A 16,770-nucleotide genomic window follows, 5' to 3' on the forward strand; every position below is an offset into this window, starting at 1 on the left:
TTTTTTGTCTGTATACGGGTGGGGTATAGATTGAAGTTAGTAGTACTGACTCCCGATGAAAAATGAATGAGGAGATAGTTGTTTTCGAGTTATGTACTTTCCATCCGGAGGATAATTTAGAGATGAGACAATAAAAGTACGAGCAACTTGTAATACAAGTAGAGAAATTCCTTTTATCCTTCATGCAGATAGTTGTGTTAATTTTGAATGATAGGAAAGCATTACCTAGAAGGTGATATACTAACAAAATAACGTACATGCTGAAAAGATAAGAGGAGTGTTTCATATGCAACTAACCATTCAAGCGTCAGGTAATGATGTTGAGGTAATTTCATATCTATTAGCCAAAAATCCGAATAATATATATGAAAGAAGTCAAAATGGTCATCTGGTTAGAATGTTTTATAGCAAGTTTACTGAGAAAGAGGTTGAAGTTACTTTCTTTGTTACACCAGATCCGATTGAACTTTCTAGAAACAGTTCAGAGAAGTATGATATTACCTCGTACATAAATGATAGAGAATTTGCGGTAAGTAGTATTTTTTGTACCTTTTTGAGAACCGCCTTAGGAACAGCTCTAAATGGAAAACCTAAAGAAGAATATGCATCTTGGGTTCGTTATGCCTTTCCATTTACGTTTGAATTTGGGCCGGTCGTATCTAATCTATCGGATAAACAAATTAAAGATTTATTTGAGCCTTTAGGGTATGAAGTATCAATAACGTATGGTGATTCCGACTATAATCTCCCTATTAAATCGAAAAGTTCAGCTAGATATATTATTTTAAAAGGCATGACAACGCTGCAAAACGGTCTAAGACAGCTGTTTGTATTGATTCCAGTACTAGATAATTATAAGCACTACTATATTGATGAAACAGAAATTGAAAAAATTGAAAGGTATGGTGAGGGTTGGCTGGATCTGCATCCTCAAAGAGAATTTATTATACAGAAAGCACTTCGTTTCAAAGAAGTTTATAGCTTAGTAGAAAAAAAAGAAAAAGACAATAGGCCTGCGGAAGAAGGAGTAAAGGAGTCTGAAGGTGATGGTAAAGTACGGTTAAATGACCTCAGATATGAAAAAATCATTGATCATATTAATAGAATGCAGAGAAGAGAAAGTATTGTTGATTTTGGTTCCGGAGAAGGTAAGTTATCTCTTAAACTTGGGTTTGTAAATGGTGTGAAAGAAATACTTGCTGTTGAACCGTCAGAGTCTGCAACTCTTAAAGCTTTGAAGCGATTCGAAAAGGTTGGACAACTGGAAAACTTCCTTATGCCTACCACAATCAAAGGTTCACTTTTCTATTATGATGATAGGGTAAAGCAAAAAGATGTAATGATTTTGTGCGAGGTCATCGAACATATCAATGAGAATCGATTACCTAAAATTATGAATACAATTTTAAACGATTATCAGCCCGGCGTGTTAATAATTACAACACCTAACCAGGAATACAACCAAGTCTATGATATGTCGGAAAATTACAGACATCCTGATCATCGTTTTGAATGGACTAGAGAAGAGTTTCATGTGTGGTGTAATCAGCAAAATGAAGATGAGAATTATGAGTTAATGTTTGATGGTATTGGAGAAGAACATCAACAATATGGATACCCTACTCAAATGTGTTTATTTACAAGAAAGGAGAGATAACCATGGAAGTTGTCTTACCTTACGCTGGAATCGTTCTGCTAGTAGGACCGTCTAATAGTGGCAAATCCACGTTATTAAAAAAATTAGTGAAAAATGAACAATTACTTACTTCAGAAATAGTGAGCTCAGATGATTTTAGAGTGTTAGTAAGTGGTATTGAATTCGTCGATTGGAAGGGTAAGCCAAAGGATGAAGCGGATTCTCTTTACGATCAATATCAACACATATCCGAAGAAGCTTTCATATTAATGGATTCCTTGATCGAATCAAGGTCTAGGCTGAATAAGTTAACGATTGTTGATGCAACACATTTACACCCTGATGACCGTAAAAGATATATGACAATTGCTAAAAACAATCATATACCAATCGTTGCAATCGTATTTGATGTTGATCAAGATACCTTACTAGAAAGAGACGAACAGCGTGATAATCCGAGAGGAAAAAGAAGAATCAGGCAACAGTATCAAGTTTTTAAAAAAGAAAAACGTTTTATCAAAAAGGAAGGCTACCATGCAGCGTATTTCGTCCATAATTCAGATGAAATAGAAGTAAAAAGGCACTACCAGAATCCTATTGAGTTAGATGTTGCAAAAGGGATAGATATTATTGGTGATATACATGGTTGCTTTGATGAATTGATAGAAGTCCTTGAGAAACTAGGGTATGAACAAAATCATGAGAATTTCTTTATCCATCCAGAAGGTCGAAAGTTTTTATCCCTTGGAGATATCATGAGCAGAGGACCCAAGTCATTAGAAACGATGCAATTTTTCTTGAGGCATGTTAATCAGAATCTGGCTTATATGATTGATAGTAATCATGGTTGGAAAATTGCTAGATGGTTGGATGATAGGGATGTTACCTTAAATCATGGTGATGAACTTGTGGAAGAAGAAATACAAAAATTCCATGAACAATATGGTGAAGAAGAGACGAGAGAATTAAAAAAGGAATTAAAGAACTTTCTTTTGCATGCACCTTCGCACTATGTATTGAAAAAAAATGGTGTACCGACATTGGTTTGTACTCATGCAGGAATTAAAGACGAATATATAGCAAAACAATCGGATGTTGTGAGTGATTTTTGCCGTTATGGAGATACAGATGGTTTTAATGGCGGGGGTAAACCCATCAGAAAAGACTGGTCAATCCATCATAAAACAAATATTTCAATCATTTGGGGACATGACCCCAAACCTAAGCCACTTATTATTAACAACACAATAAATATTGATCAAGGTGTGGTTTTTGGTGGAGAGTTAACAGCTTTACGTTACCCTGAAAAAGAATATGTATCTGTTAAGGCTAAAAAAGAGTACTCGGGTGCGGATAGTAATCCACTAAAAGAGCTGGAGAAAAAACGGTTAAATCCCCCCAATATTGCGAAGTTCATTAATGGTTACTCGGTCTTAACTGATGACTTGGGGGAAATTCATATACCTAAAGAATATGCAATCCCATCAATTGATACAGTATCTCATTTTACTGTCCCGATTGAAGAACTTGTGTATATCCCACCTACCATGAGCCCTGCTCCCCTGCCATCCGCATTAGATGACTATCTTGAACATCCGAAGGAAGTCATTGATTACTATCGAAGCAAGGGTATTGAGAAAATGGTTGCTGAAAAGAAACATATGGGTAGTAGAGGGATTTTAATGCTATTCAACAGAAAGGAATCTGCTTTAAAATACATTGGCCGCGAAACCTTAGGTGTTATTTATACAAGGTCAGGAAGAAAATTCTTTGCTGATGAAGTAGAAAGTACTATCCTACAAAGGCTGAATGATGGATTAAACCATCATGGTTATTTTCAGAAGTACAATACGGACTATGTGCTATTAGATGCTGAAATCATGCCATGGAATCTAAAAGCTAAAGAATTGATTAGTCATCAATATGCACATGTTGCTGAAAATGCACTTCTAGATCGAACAATAATTAAAAGTAAGCTTGAAAAATCTATTCATACTAATCAAGACTTAGAAGAATGGCTTGGTGAATATGATGAAAAACTATACAATGCACATGTGTTTAAAGAAGTTTTTCAAAAATACTGTTGGGACATAGAAGATATTAATCTAATTCAGATTGCCCCATTCCATGTACTAGCACATAGTAATGAAACGTTCTTTAATAAGCCGCATACTTGGCATATGGAAATGAATCAGGAATTTGCGAAAATGGCAGACCTGTTTGTAGAAACTGAATTTATGGTTATTGACGATTCAACAAGTGAAGAGGCCGTTATTAAATGGTGGGAAAGCATCACAAATGATGGACATGAAGGAATCGTTATTAAGCCAGAGCGATTTATATCAAAAGCAAAAGGTAAACTTATACAACCTGCCATAAAGGTTAGAGGCCGGAAGTATCTAAACATTATTTATGGTATGGACTACTTACTACCAAAAAACTTGAACAGGTTAAAGGAACGAAATGTTTCCAAAAAACAGAAGCTGGCACTAAAGGAATTTACGCTAGGAGTAGAAGGAATTCGAAGATTTGTTAGTGGTGAATCTATTGAAAGAGTACATGAGTGTGTGCTTGGAACTCTAGCAATGGAAGCAGATCCAGTTGATCCGAGGTTGTAACAGTTGAATAACGGATAACCGCTCATTTTTAGTTCATGAGCGGTTATTTTTTATTTTCTAAAAACGCATCTGTTTTATTTTGGGGATGGATAGAAGTAAAGTTGTTCGAAGTGTTCTTACACAAGCCTTTTTCACTTTCTTTATAACGAACCGACTCTTCCCGGTGTGTGCATTGTTTTAATTCAAAGTGATTGGGTAAAATACAAACGAGTAGGCATATTAACCTAAAAATATAGATAAAGCAGCTAATACAACTAGGAGGAGTAGTTAATTATGACAACCAAGAATAAGGTAGCGATTATCACAGGAGCAGGAAGCGGCTTAGGACAGGCTACGGCAGTTCGAATGGCCGAAGATGGAATCAACATCGTTGTAGTGGATGTGAATGAAAAGGGAGGTAACGAAACAGTAGAAATGGTAAAAAAATTAGGAGCAGACGCCATTTTCATCAAAACTGATGTTTCTAAGGCAGAAGAAGTGAAGAACTATGTGGATAAGACAGTAGAGAAATTCGGAAAGATCGATTACTTCTTCAATAATGCAGGGATTTCAGGAAGTGGTGCGTACTTCTTAGATACAGCCATTGAAGAAATTGAGAAAATTGTTCAAATCAATTTAATGGGTAGTTTGTACGGCGTTCGTTATGTAGCCGAGGTCATGCTAAAAAATGGCGGTGGATCAATTGTCAATACAGCTTCAAGTGCAGGTGTAATTGGACAGGATTCAGTTGTAACGTATTCAGCAACGAAACACGGAATTGCTGGTTTAACCAAGTCGATGGTAGCTGAATATGGAAAAGACGGATTGCGTGTAAATGCAATTGCTCCCGGTCCTACAGAGACACCTATGGTTAAAGCCTTTTACGAAGCAAACCCGGCAATGAAAGAGAATGCAACGAAAGGCATTCCTCAAAAACGATTGGGAACACCGGAAGAGGTTGCGGAACTTGTAACCTTCCTTTTAACGTCTAAAGCAGAATATATCAACGGAGAAGTTATCCGCATCGATGGCGGGTTTACAAATACTAAGTAAAAAATACAGCAAAAAGAAGCAGTGTCTCAATGGACACTGCTCTTTTTTGAATATTGACTTACTTACAACTCATCAGCAATACCAAGCAAAGCAATCCCAAAAATAACAACAATAATGATGGTATATTGCATTTTGTTCAGTTTTTCTTTAAGGAATATACGCGACAGGATGACAGAGAAAATGCTATATGAAGCAATAAGCGGTGCGGCGATAATTGCATTCTTTGCCATTGCAAATACATAAAAGAATTGACCAATCGTTTCAAGGATGGCGGCAGACGCTTTATCTCGTTCGGTAAAAACGTTGAATGATTCTTTTTTAATTAATTTAAGGTATCCAAACGACAATACAGCACAAATGAAGAAAGTATATTCATAGGCTAGCAGTGCCGAATCTTCGCTGATCAGATTTAATTCATCTAAGTAAATGGCATCGGCAAAGGTTCCTAATCCATCAATAAAAGCATAAAGGATAGGGAAAATAATCGCCATAAAGCCAATTTTATATTTTTTATCAATTTCAACGGATTGATTTTGAAGGGCTTCGTTTTCTGCTTTCTTTTCTAAAACGGCGATGCCGATAACACCTAGTGTGATAATAATGAGTCCTAAAACTTCAATTACACCTAATTCATGGGTGAAAAAGATGAAAATTAGGATTGCCGTAACGGCTCCGGAGGAATTTTGGATAGGCGAAGCAATCGAAAGTTCCAAATATCGTAACCCGATATAACCAATTGCCATCGACAAAATGTAGAGTCCTGATACAGGTAAATAAGTGATTAAATCCATAGGATTAAAAGTCAATCCTTTGAATAAAAGGTACCCTGTTGCATGCAAACCCATAACCAAGCCGACCATAATGATGATTTTAATATGGCTGAACTTATCATTACTATCTGTTCCTTTTTTATAAAATAGATCCGCCCCGCCCCATGCAAGTGCTGTGAGTAGAGCAAAAATAAACCACATAATGAATTCTCCTCTTTTTGTTTATTATACAAATATAGCAATGAGATAATTAATTAAAACTCTTAATTATACAACGGATAATAATCACGTCAAGAAGAAGTTTAAATAAGGGTTCATTTAGAACGCACTTTCTCTGGATGCAGAGAAAGGGTTTTTTGAAAGGATTATTTAGCGGGTCAATAGTTATTGATAAAATAAAAAATCAAAAGGCTGCCGACTCTTTCTCAACAGCCTAGAAGCGATATAAATATCTTGAGAATCATATTGTATTTTTAAAATACAACATTCCGCTTATGGCTAGAGAAAGGATGCCTAAAAATCCAGAATAAATGGCTATTCTTGTTCTGGATCTTCTATATGCGGTTGTTTCATTATTGAATGTAGCTCTTTGCTGTTGAGGCGTCGTCCATGCCCCAACTGATATACCGGAGATAATGATACAGACTACACCGACAAAAAAGAAGTACTGCAAATAAACACCCCCTTTCTTCTATTAGTACGTTACATAATCTTATAAGTTTCGCTATTAAGTAAAATGATTGATAAAATACCTACTCTTTCTATTCTGCTCATTTATTTTAAAAACTAATAGGAGTTTCTTCCAATTTTTATTTATTAAAAGATTTATTTTATTTAATCAATCGATTGATTAAACTGGTTAAACCAATGATACATAAGGGTTTTAAAAGTTACAGACAGTTCGTTAATGATTTAGAAAATAAATTATTTAAATAATTTTTAAAATACAGTTTATTTGGGTATATACTTAAAGTAGATGAAGTAGGACAAGTGCTGTACATCGAGTTCCTATTAGTTTTAAAAAACCGTAATGGAGGAATGGAAATGGAAAACATGGCGATGAGTATGATGATGAAGATGTCAATGGAAAGAATGATGACAGAAATGAATGGTATGAAAATGATGATGACTAGAATGCAAGGCATGGAAATGAATGATGAAATGGGTATGGATATGAAAGAAATGATGATGAAAATGCAAGAGTGTGATGAAATGATTTCAACCATGATGCAAATGATGTCAGCTATGAAGGTTAACGCATAAAAAAGATGGAGTATCTCATTAACGAGATACTCCATCTTTTTTTAGTTAGTTATGAACGATTTATCCTCTTGCAGACAGCGGATTTCCCGACTGATTTCCATACGCTGTTGTTTTAAAGTCCAGAGCTTTTCTCCTATTACTTCTGAGATGGCTGAATCATTTCGCAGTTCTTTGTAAAGAGCCAGTATTTCATTATTTACTCGCTCAAAGGACTCCCATAGAGCCTGAATCTCCCAGGTTTTATCTGTTTTCTGATTATGATTTTTTAGTTGTTCAATTATTTCATTTTGCCAATGAATATCACCAAGATCTTTTGCAAAAAGGTAAAGATCTAAGTATTCATCCACGGTTAAAAACGTCTTATTATTTATCATCGATAAACTCTCCTTTTCTATACAAAAAAACTCTCTTCCTAAGAAGAGGGCTTTTGTAAGAAAAGACACCTCCCCTTATCGTCCAAAGCTAAGCTTTGCTGGAATTAGCACCATCACTACGTGTGGTTGCTGAGGTTTCGTCGGGCCAGTCCCTCCACCTCTCTGGATAAGAGATATGTTTTTATTTTATAAGTAGTATTTTGATTATTCTAATAAAAAAAATTGAATTTGTCAATTGAATGTCGAAAAAATTACTTTAGTCCTAAGAAGGATTTTCAATATAAATACTGAATTTGAACTAGTGAACACCAAAAATTATCAAGGGGGAATTATTTTGAATCGAAAACAGAAAACTGCAAGTATCGTGTTAGCCATGTCACTAGTAGTCGGTGTGCCATTTAGTGCTTCAGCAAAAAAAGCTCCTGCACCAGTAAAGGTTGAATATGTGGCATTAGGGGATTCGTTAGCAGCAGGGCTGTCACCGAATGGCTATTTAGATTATGGGTATGTTGATTATATTGCTGATTCATTTGTGGCAAAAAAGTATAAATTAGCAGACTTTGATAATTTCAGCGTACCAGGTTATACATCGGATCGTCTTCTGCTAGATGTAACGAAAAGCAAGAAAATCAGGAAGGAAATTAAAAGCGCTACTCATATTACCATTGATATCGGGGCAAATGATTTACTTGCCAAGATAAATACGGATCCTTCGAAAGCGTCGGAAGCACTTGTCGCTGTTTCTACTAATCTGAATAAGATACTAAAAACAATTGACGGCCTTAATCCAAAGGTAAAGGTTTATGTAATGGGTTACTATAATTGTTTCCCTTATTATCCAGCTGAACAGCAAGCTGCTTTAATGCCGTTGCTAACAGGGCTTAATACGCAAATTAAGTCAGCAGCAGCAGAAAATGGCGACACGTTTGTGGCGACTGACAAAGCGATTGCTAAGAATTATAAAAAGTATCTTCCAAATAAGACGAATATTCATTTGAGTGAATCTGGATATAAAGTGCTTGCAGCTGAATTTTGGAAGGCAATAAGTAAAAAGAAATAATCAGTGAGCTATGAAGAGTCCTCTTAATTGAAGGGCTTTTTTTATGGAAAATTATTTAATCAATCGATTGATTAAATTTGGGGACACCAAAATTTTTCTGTATATAACCAATATGTATTGTACGTTATGAGGTAGGTTTTTTATGTTAATCTAGTATTATAATTGATTTATTGTTGTTAAAAACGAATAATACTAGATTACTTTATTATAATAGTTCGTATATAATGAAAAAGAGAAAAGGGGAGGTTGACTAATATGTATAAAGCTAAGAAAATTTTACTGTTAGGATCTGGAGAATTAGGAAAAGAAGTGATTATTGAAGCACAGCGCCTGGGTGTAGAGACGATTGCTGTTGACCGTTATGCAGATGCACCAGCGATGCAGGCAGCCCACCGCAGTTATGTGATTGATATGCTGAATGCAAAAGAGCTTCGGGAGATTGTTGAAAGGGAAAAGCCTGATTTAATTGTGCCTGAAATTGAAGCGATTGCAACGTCTGAACTTATTAAGTTGGAGGATGAAGGATTTACAGTCATTCCAACGGCTCGTGCAGCTAAACTGACGATGGATCGGGAAGGCATTCGTAGACTTGCTTCTGAGACATTACAAATACCCACAGCTGGATATCAATTTGCTGATACATATGAAGAATTCGTGAAGGGTGCGTATAAAATCGGTTTCCCAAATGTAGTGAAACCATTGATGAGCTCTTCAGGTAAAGGGCAAAGTGTATGTCTTACTGAAGAGGATTTAGAAACCTGTTGGCAGACAGCCATGGAAGGAGGGCGTGTGCAAAACGGTAGAGTGATTATTGAAGAATTTATTTCATTTGACTCAGAAATAACGCTATTAACAGTTCGAACTGTTGAGGGTACAAAGTTTTGCGCACCGATTGGACATATCCAAGAAGGCGGTGACTATATTGAGTCTTGGCAGCCTCATGATATGACAGACCAGCAAATAGAGGAAGCTCAACGGATTGCACATACGATTACGGATGAGCTGGGTGGTTTAGGTCTATTTGGAGTAGAGCTGTTCTTATCAGGAGAAAAGGTATACTTTAGTGAAGTTTCTCCACGGCCGCATGATACGGGGCTTGTTACACTAGTTACACAAAACTTATCCGAGTTTGCCTTACATATCCGTGCCATTTTAGGATATCCGATTCCAGAAATTACGTTGGTTACTCCAGGAGCGAGCCGTCCCTTGAAGGCACCGACTGAAGCTGAGAATTATAGCATCTCAGGAGTTGAGGAGTCGTTGTCCACTCCAAACACTCAAATTCGTATTTTTGCTAAACCCGTTACGAAACAGGGACGCCGCGTTGCAGTAGTTCTTTCTTCAGCAGAGACGACAGAAGAGGCAAGAGTCCTGGCAAATCAGGCAAAAGGTTGTTTACAAGTAAACGAGAAATAGACATTGCCCGCTAATTAATTGAAAGAGTGCCATTCTATTAGAATGGCATTCTTTTTGTTTGGTATTCGTCTAGTGAGGTGATTACTACGCTAGAGGTCAATCGAAAGAAAGTATTTTTTTCTTTTTCAATTCAACGAGCATATTAAACTCTCTTCTAAAGTAACGCAGCCATTTCTTTCTCACCTGCATACTTTATTTGGATTAGGTTGTGGAGTTGATCTCGTGCTTGGTCCATTTCAGGGGTATTCGTGGTTTGAAGAATCCTGCATAAACGGATAATCCTTTCTTTAGGTAGACCATGAATATACTTCATTATAAAGTCTTGGTAATCGATGAAATACTGTTTCTTTCTTAACGCAGCTCCGGCAGTAGTTATAAATACATCATATGAAAAGTGCTCCTGAATTTCCTCCTCATAGCGAATGATATAATCCAAAACATTTTTGTTAACTAGATTCCGTTGTATCTTAATTGCATCAGTAAGGTAACGAATAAATAACGGGCTGAATCCTTCCGGAAGGAGAGAATCCATTTCTAACTGCATATCTTTTCGAAGGTAAAATTGATTCAAACAACCGAGCTTTAGTTCCTTTATTTCATTATTGTGTATATACAAGCCAATTTTACGGAGGATTTCGTAGGCTTCCTGGTAATGGCCGGTATCAATTTTCTTTTGTACATACTGTATATTTTTATTTATTCCTTCAGTAAGTTTTACTTGATCAGTCAAAACTAGATCATCGAGCAGTAACTTTTTTTCACTCAAGCGCATGGAAAACTTCCACATACTATATCCAATAAGAATCAGTGTTCCAAGAAAAGTTGTTAATAAAAATATGGTTAGGTCAAGGCTGCTTAAAGCAGTTATGACTAACAAGGCGAATAATAAAAGCAGGTGGTTTTGGAACTGTAGACGATACTTTCTTGTGAGAAATTGATCCAATGTGTAAAAACCTTTTGGACTGGAACAATTTTGACATCCGTACTCAGGAAAAAGAGTGTAGCTTTCACACCTTTTACAAAGATGAATTTCAGAAATTAATGATTTAGGCACAATAAACGTTGTCAGCTTAACAGACAGCTTCCTGATAGGATCACCCGCTTTCCTTGATTATTTAGAATTAAGCAGTTCGATGATTCTATTATCAATACTTGGGGTGTCTTCTGCTATTATTTTATCGATATAAAGCATATGAATTTTCCTTACGAGAATAAGAAGAAATATAACGACGAAAATAATAAAAACCATCAGGTTATCCTCCTTGGTTCATAGGTTGTTAATTACATATATTTACTTTAATTAAAAATAAATGCAATAATTAACATATATTGTCTAACTAATTATAGTTAAAATGTAAATAAAATACTATAATATTCATATAATTTGCTATTTTCTATCTTTAATAGATTGATTGTTTATGTATGTAAGGGGGGATATGGGTGAAATTATCTAGATATATAAGTTTTGTTATGATCAGTTTGCTTTTAACGGCAGGTCTGCTGCCCATAAAGGGATACGCTGTGGATACTGGTGAAAAGATGGATGCAGTGTTAGTTGTTGATGTGAGCAATTCAATGAATAAAAGCGATAAGAAGAAAGTAAGTAATGAAGCAATGAAAATGTTTGTTGATATGTTATCCGTTAGCGGAGATAAGGTGGGGTTAGTTGCCTATACTGATCAAATTAATCGTGAAAAGGCCTTGCTGGAAATTCATTCTGAAGAGGATAAAACGGATTTTAAAGAATACATAGATTCCTTAACAAGAGGCTCCTATACCGATATTGCAATAGGGGTGAATGAGGCTGTGAAAATTCTTGATGCTGGCAAGGATAAAGGACATTCACCGTTGATTATTCTTCTGGCAGATGGAATTAATGAGTTAAATCCGGATTCAGGACGGACGCAGAAGCAATCGGATAAAGATATGCAAACAGCCATTAATAAGGCAAAAGCGGAGGGCTATCCGATTTACACCATTGGTCTTAATGCAGACGGCAAGACTAATCAATCTGTATTAAAGAATCTATCGAAAGAAACAAATGGAATCTATTTCACGACCAATTCAGCAGATGATCTGCCAAGTATTTTGAGTGAGATATTTGCCAAGCATTTAAAACTTAAGGTTGTTCCAGTGAAAAATTTAACAGCGAATGGAAACTATCAAGATGTTGTCATTGATATTCCAAACGAAAATGTAATGGAGGCCAATATATCAATAACCACAAATAGACCGATTACTGCCAAATTATTTGACCCTGACGGCAAGGAAGTGAATATCCCTTCTCCAAATATTATTTATTCAAAGTCTAATGCTTATTCTCTCATAAAATTAATTAAACCGGCGATTGGTAAGTGGAAAATCCAAGTTAAGGGAACTAATAAAGACAAAATCGATGTCAATATGATTTACAACTATGATCTAGGGCTTCACCTTGAGGAGCCTGCTAATAAGAACTACGGAAAGAATGATACCGTTGCAATCAAAGCATTTCTTGAAACGGGTGGAAAGAAGCTGCAAAGCCCTGTTATGTACGAAGAGATGAAAGCTAAGCTGCTGGTAACGGACTTAACTCTCAAAAAAGTGGTGGAATATCCACTGGATACTGATGGAAAGAATTTTTTTAGTAATTGGAAAATTCCTGATCAGCATAAATACGAGTTAAAGGTACTAGCGGAGGATAACAGCTTCTCACGTGAAACAAACAGTATTGTTATTGATGCAAGCAGAAAGACTTCACCTGTTTTAGCAGAAGAGACTAAAGAGAGTGGAGTAGTAAAACGGCTTGGAATTGGAATCGGTTTACTTGCCGCCATGTGCTTCGTTTTATATCTTTTGTCCTTGGTTAAGAAAGCAAATAGAGGATTTATTGGTCAGATGATTATAGAAGTAAGAGATGAAAATACGGGAGAGAAAACATCGCCTCAGTATCGAAAGCTGAATGCTTTTAAAGGAAAAGTGAAATTGCATCAGCTGCTTCAATTGGCACCTGAATTTATTGAAACAGAGTCTATCATTCTAGTACCAGGAAAAAATGACACACTTATGCTCTATAACAAAGGAGAGGCTGTTATTGAACGATCGGGTAGAGCTGTTGACGCATCAGAAGGATTGGTACTTAAGAAAAATGATCGTTTGAAAATCATGCTCCATAAGGTCAATAAATCAATATCACTAGACTATATTATTTAGGGGGATAAGACATGAAGGCAACAGTTAGAGAGCATATCCAGCAACTTGACGTCTCAAAAGGAGGCGGAATAGTCAGCGATAAAATCCGTGTAGATACAATCGATAACCCTATGTTGGTTATTGGTTTAGGAGGCACGGGAATCGATGCCCTTCTACGTTTGAAGTATCAGGTCAATAGACGATTTAAATTACCTGCGGATCCTATTTCTAAAAAGAAAAAAGAAAAACCGGCTAATATAGAATATTTAGCTTTTGAAACGAATGAACAAGATCAATTTAAGAAGTATAAAGGCATGGGACTCGATCCTGTCACGGAATTCGTCCTTCTATCTAATGCTGAGATTGGAAGTCTCTTGCAAAACCGGAGTACGCTGCCGAGTTATATTACAGATTGGCTGTCACCGGAGCTTTTGATAACGGATGGAATCAGTGGTGCTTCAGGAGTGAGACAAGCAGGGCGTCTCTTATTATTTACCAAGATTAATCAAGTAGTCCAAACGATAGAGAGAAAGATTAAAGTCTTATCTGAAGGGACCAATAAAAGGTTAACCGTATTTATCATGACTGGTATTTCTGGAGGAACGGGATCTGGCTGTTTCCTCGATATCTCTTATATTATCCGCGGTATCCTTGAGAGGGAGCACGGCAGTGCCGGTGTAGATAAGGTTAGTATTCTAGGTTATCTATTCACGCCTGACGTGAACCTATCGAATAAGAGCTTAAATACGCATACTAGCGAATATATAAAGAAAAATGGTTTTGCCGCTTTGAAAGAACTAGATTACTGGATGAATGTTGATGAACGCAATGAACGATTCAAACAGCAATATGGAAACATCTTGAATGTTAACTCTGCTATGCCGCCATACAATCTTTGCCACTTAATTTCTGCCACCAACTTAGAAGGTAAACCACTTGAAAATGCTTATGATTATACGATGAATGTGACAGCCGAAAATATAACGAATTTCATGGCGAATGAAGATAAACAATCTGGAGAAGAGTTTGCCATCCACGATTATATAAGCAATATCGGTACAAATATTAAGCAGATGCATAAAGAATACACAGCCAATTATATGTATAACATTCTAGGAGCCTCCTCGGCTATTCTGCCGATAGAAGAAATGACTACCTACTTAGCATATAAAGTGTTTAAAAAGATGGAGAAGATGTTTCCTGCTGCCCCTTCACAGGAAGAGGTAGAGAATTTTGCTAATCGAATTGGGCTTGATGTAGATTCTGTCCATCGAAAATTTAATTCACTCGTACCCGAACCAATTCCGGGTTATGAAAATAGTGACCGTCTTAGTTATGCGAATGTGGTTAAACAGCAGATCATCAGTATGGATTCGGAACTAGACCAAGGATATCTCACTAAAGCCAGAGAAAATTACATAAAGATGAAAAAACAATACCCAGCTGAAATTCTTGAAGAGTTTAAAGATCAAATTAGACGTACTTTCTTAAATCCCGAGCAAGGACCATTTTTCGTCTCACGGCTAATTTATACTCATAAGGGCCATAGCCTCCTTAACTTGATTCAATCGTACATTGAATCATTAAAAGAACAGACCTATCGTAAACCAATGGAAATTTCCGATGCATCCGATCAAGCTGCTGAAAAAATGGCTGATGCTAAAAGTGCATTGTTTTCAAAGGATAAAAAGAAAAATGCCTTTATCGCAGCTAAAGTAGAAGAATACTATCTGCGCGCCGACAAAGAATGTATGGAACAAATGGTCGATTTTTATCATGATATTCACACGATGATCAATGATGAAAATAGTAAAATGTACGCCGTGGTCACAGAAATTCTTAATTCATTAAACACAATATTTGAAAAGAATGGTGAGATTTTGACGCGCGGGCAAGAAAAACAAGATCAACAGGGGAATAAAACGTATTATTGGGATGTTGTTAGTGTTCCGGATATGGCCGAGAAGATTACCGAGATTCTGGAGACGAAAGACGGAAATGATATGATTCAAGATTTTACGAAAGAACTTCTTGATCAATCAAATCGTTGGGTGAAGGAGCAGGACATTGATATTATCAGTTCTATTTCGGATTTCCTAACTGATAAATTTGGAGATTTGATAACCAAGTCAATGGAGGAATTTCTCGTTATGAAGTATGGAGAGGAAGAATCCATCGATCATATTGTTGAAAGGAAAATAGCCAAGACTCTCGATGAAGAAGCGATACCTGTATTTCACTTGAATAATAGTGTAGGAAGCTTGGTATTCCCTTCTTGGGGATTTGTCTCTGTTCCAAGGCAGGCACCAAGTATTCTAAAAGGAATTAAAGATTTTCAACGGACATCTGTCAGCGGCTCTCGTTTTACAGTAAAGGAAAGTGAAGTCCGTAATCGTATCTTCTGGTTGAATACAAAGAATGGAATCCCTTTGTTTGTCTTTACCCCACTTTCTAGTTATGAAGAGATCTATGAAAAATCAATCTTCGAACGTGAAGGTGTCGGACGTCATTTGTCGCAGACGAAAGCAATGAACTGGGCCTATCTTCCATCTCCAATTCCTGAAAAGTCGTGGGGGGATATCTATGAAAATCCTCGATTAAAGGATTACAACAGGAGGGTTCGTTCGATTTTTAACGAAGCTAAACAATGGGGCATCATTAAAAATAAAGGAGAACATATCTCTTCCAATAATAAGTTTGAGGTCTATGTATCTGAACGCTTTAGTATGAAAGAATTCTCTATCAGCTATTTAGTGGAAGATGCGGCAGGGAAACCTAACTTTACAGAAATAAAACGCTTTAGAGCGGATCTTCAGCAACTTTTGAAGGAACAGCTGCCGACTGCTGTTACCAAAGATATCTTTTCCAGCAGTAATGAACAGGATGCGATTGAAAACTTTATTCGTACACCAAGATTAGTTGAGGCTGTTAAGGAAGAAATTCAAAAATACGTGTCGATTCAGGAAAAACTGAATGAATTAGATGCTCTCCTTCAGTCCTATAAGGATGAAGAAACTAGTCTGCAAACATTTATTGAAATTTTATATACCGGTACCATAACCAAAAGAGGTGCTCTCTTTGTATACGATCATGATGTAGAAGAAGATAGCTGGGAACCACTCCTTAACTTAACGAAGATCAATACGTTTATTGAATATGAGCTGTATCAAGTATATCGAAGTCTTGATTCTAAACGTAAAGCTCTTCTTGAAAAGAAAGCAGACCGCCGAAACACGCAAATGGCGAATAATACGGATACAGATTTGCTGACACAGAAGCTTGAACGTTTAATGACTGCGGCAAGAGACTCACGAGCTGAGCTCGAATGGACTCGAGATGAGCTTCCTAATGGTAATGAGGTATACGGCTTTTATAAGCAGATTCTTGACAGGTCAAATAGTCTAGTGAAAGTACTAAAATAGTCTTTTAA

Annotated in this window: 12 protein-coding genes and 1 riboswitch; of the genes, 8 read left to right on the forward strand and 4 right to left on the reverse strand. The window is 36.5% G+C overall.

The annotated features are described in order from the left end of the window. Window positions 1–286: 286 nt before the first annotated feature. The 3 genes from MHI18_RS13440 to MHI18_RS13450 all read left to right on the forward strand — a co-directional run bounded on the left by MHI18_RS13440 (window position 287) and on the right by MHI18_RS13450 (window position 5,286). Window positions 287–1,657: a 3' terminal RNA ribose 2'-O-methyltransferase Hen1 gene (locus tag MHI18_RS13440; protein ID WP_340848057.1), complete on the forward strand. Its 1,371-nt coding sequence runs from the start codon at window positions 287–289 to the stop codon at window positions 1,655–1,657. Between the two features lie 2 nt (window positions 1,658–1,659). Beyond that, window positions 1,660–4,254 (forward strand): polynucleotide kinase-phosphatase, encoded by a 2,595-nt coding sequence (locus tag MHI18_RS13445; RefSeq protein ID WP_340848058.1) that lies wholly within the window; start codon window positions 1,660–1,662, stop codon window positions 4,252–4,254. A 273-nt stretch (window positions 4,255–4,527) separates the two neighbouring features. After that, the gene (locus MHI18_RS13450) at window positions 4,528–5,286 is read left to right on the forward strand and encodes an SDR family NAD(P)-dependent oxidoreductase (protein WP_340848060.1); all 759 of its coding nucleotides are present in this window, start codon (window positions 4,528–4,530) and stop codon (window positions 5,284–5,286) included. A 62-nt stretch (window positions 5,287–5,348) separates the two neighbouring features. Here the strand turns inward: MHI18_RS13450 and MHI18_RS13455 are convergent, their stop codons facing one another. Beyond that, window positions 5,349–6,257, reverse strand: coding sequence for an EamA family transporter (locus MHI18_RS13455; protein ID WP_340848061.1), 909 nt, complete (start codon window positions 6,255–6,257; stop codon window positions 5,349–5,351). A gap of 259 nt (window positions 6,258–6,516) precedes the next feature. Next, window positions 6,517–6,729 carry a DUF5316 family protein gene (locus tag MHI18_RS13460; RefSeq protein WP_340848063.1) on the reverse strand — a complete coding sequence of 71 codons (213 nt, stop codon included), beginning with the start codon at window positions 6,727–6,729 and terminating at the stop codon, window positions 6,517–6,519. A gap of 371 nt (window positions 6,730–7,100) precedes the next feature. On the opposite strand from MHI18_RS13460, the gene MHI18_RS13465 reads away from it, so the two are divergent. Further along, window positions 7,101–7,319 carry a hypothetical protein gene (locus MHI18_RS13465; protein ID WP_340848065.1) on the forward strand — a complete coding sequence of 73 codons (219 nt, stop codon included), beginning with the start codon at window positions 7,101–7,103 and terminating at the stop codon, window positions 7,317–7,319. 41 nt (window positions 7,320–7,360) lie between these two features. On the opposite strand, the gene MHI18_RS13470 is transcribed toward MHI18_RS13465, so the two are convergent. Continuing rightward, entirely contained in the window at window positions 7,361–7,693 is a 333-nt protein-coding gene (locus MHI18_RS13470) for a hypothetical protein (RefSeq protein ID WP_340848067.1), read from the reverse strand. A gap of 72 nt (window positions 7,694–7,765) precedes the next feature. Continuing rightward, window positions 7,766–7,866, reverse strand: a riboswitch (SAM riboswitch). A gap of 161 nt (window positions 7,867–8,027) precedes the next feature. Here MHI18_RS13470 and MHI18_RS13475 point away from each other — a divergent pair. Next, window positions 8,028–8,753, forward strand: coding sequence for a GDSL-type esterase/lipase family protein (locus tag MHI18_RS13475; RefSeq protein ID WP_340848068.1), 726 nt, complete (start codon window positions 8,028–8,030; stop codon window positions 8,751–8,753). A gap of 255 nt (window positions 8,754–9,008) precedes the next feature. Further along, window positions 9,009–10,169 carry a phosphoribosylglycinamide formyltransferase 2 gene (purT, locus tag MHI18_RS13480; protein WP_340848069.1) on the forward strand — a complete coding sequence of 387 codons (1,161 nt, stop codon included), beginning with the start codon at window positions 9,009–9,011 and terminating at the stop codon, window positions 10,167–10,169. Window positions 10,170–10,323: 154 nt separating this feature from the next. On the opposite strand, the gene MHI18_RS13485 is transcribed toward purT, so the two are convergent. Then, window positions 10,324–11,112 carry a hypothetical protein gene (locus MHI18_RS13485; RefSeq protein ID WP_340848071.1) on the reverse strand — a complete coding sequence of 263 codons (789 nt, stop codon included), beginning with the start codon at window positions 11,110–11,112 and terminating at the stop codon, window positions 10,324–10,326. A 527-nt stretch (window positions 11,113–11,639) separates the two neighbouring features. Here MHI18_RS13485 and MHI18_RS13490 point away from each other — a divergent pair. Together MHI18_RS13490 and MHI18_RS13495 are read left to right on the forward strand one after the other, a co-directional pair. Continuing rightward, a complete protein-coding gene (locus MHI18_RS13490) occupies window positions 11,640–13,361 on the forward strand; it encodes a vWA domain-containing protein (RefSeq protein ID WP_445670034.1) in 1,722 nt (573 codons plus the stop codon). 11 nt (window positions 13,362–13,372) lie between these two features. Further along, window positions 13,373–16,762: a tubulin-like doman-containing protein gene (locus MHI18_RS13495; protein ID WP_340848074.1), complete on the forward strand. Its 3,390-nt coding sequence runs from the start codon at window positions 13,373–13,375 to the stop codon at window positions 16,760–16,762. The last annotated feature ends 8 nt before the right edge of the window (window positions 16,763–16,770 follow it).

The sequence above is a fragment of the Peribacillus sp. FSL H8-0477 genome, assembly GCF_038002765.1.
Lineage (GTDB): Bacteria > Bacillota > Bacilli > Bacillales > DSM-1321 > Peribacillus.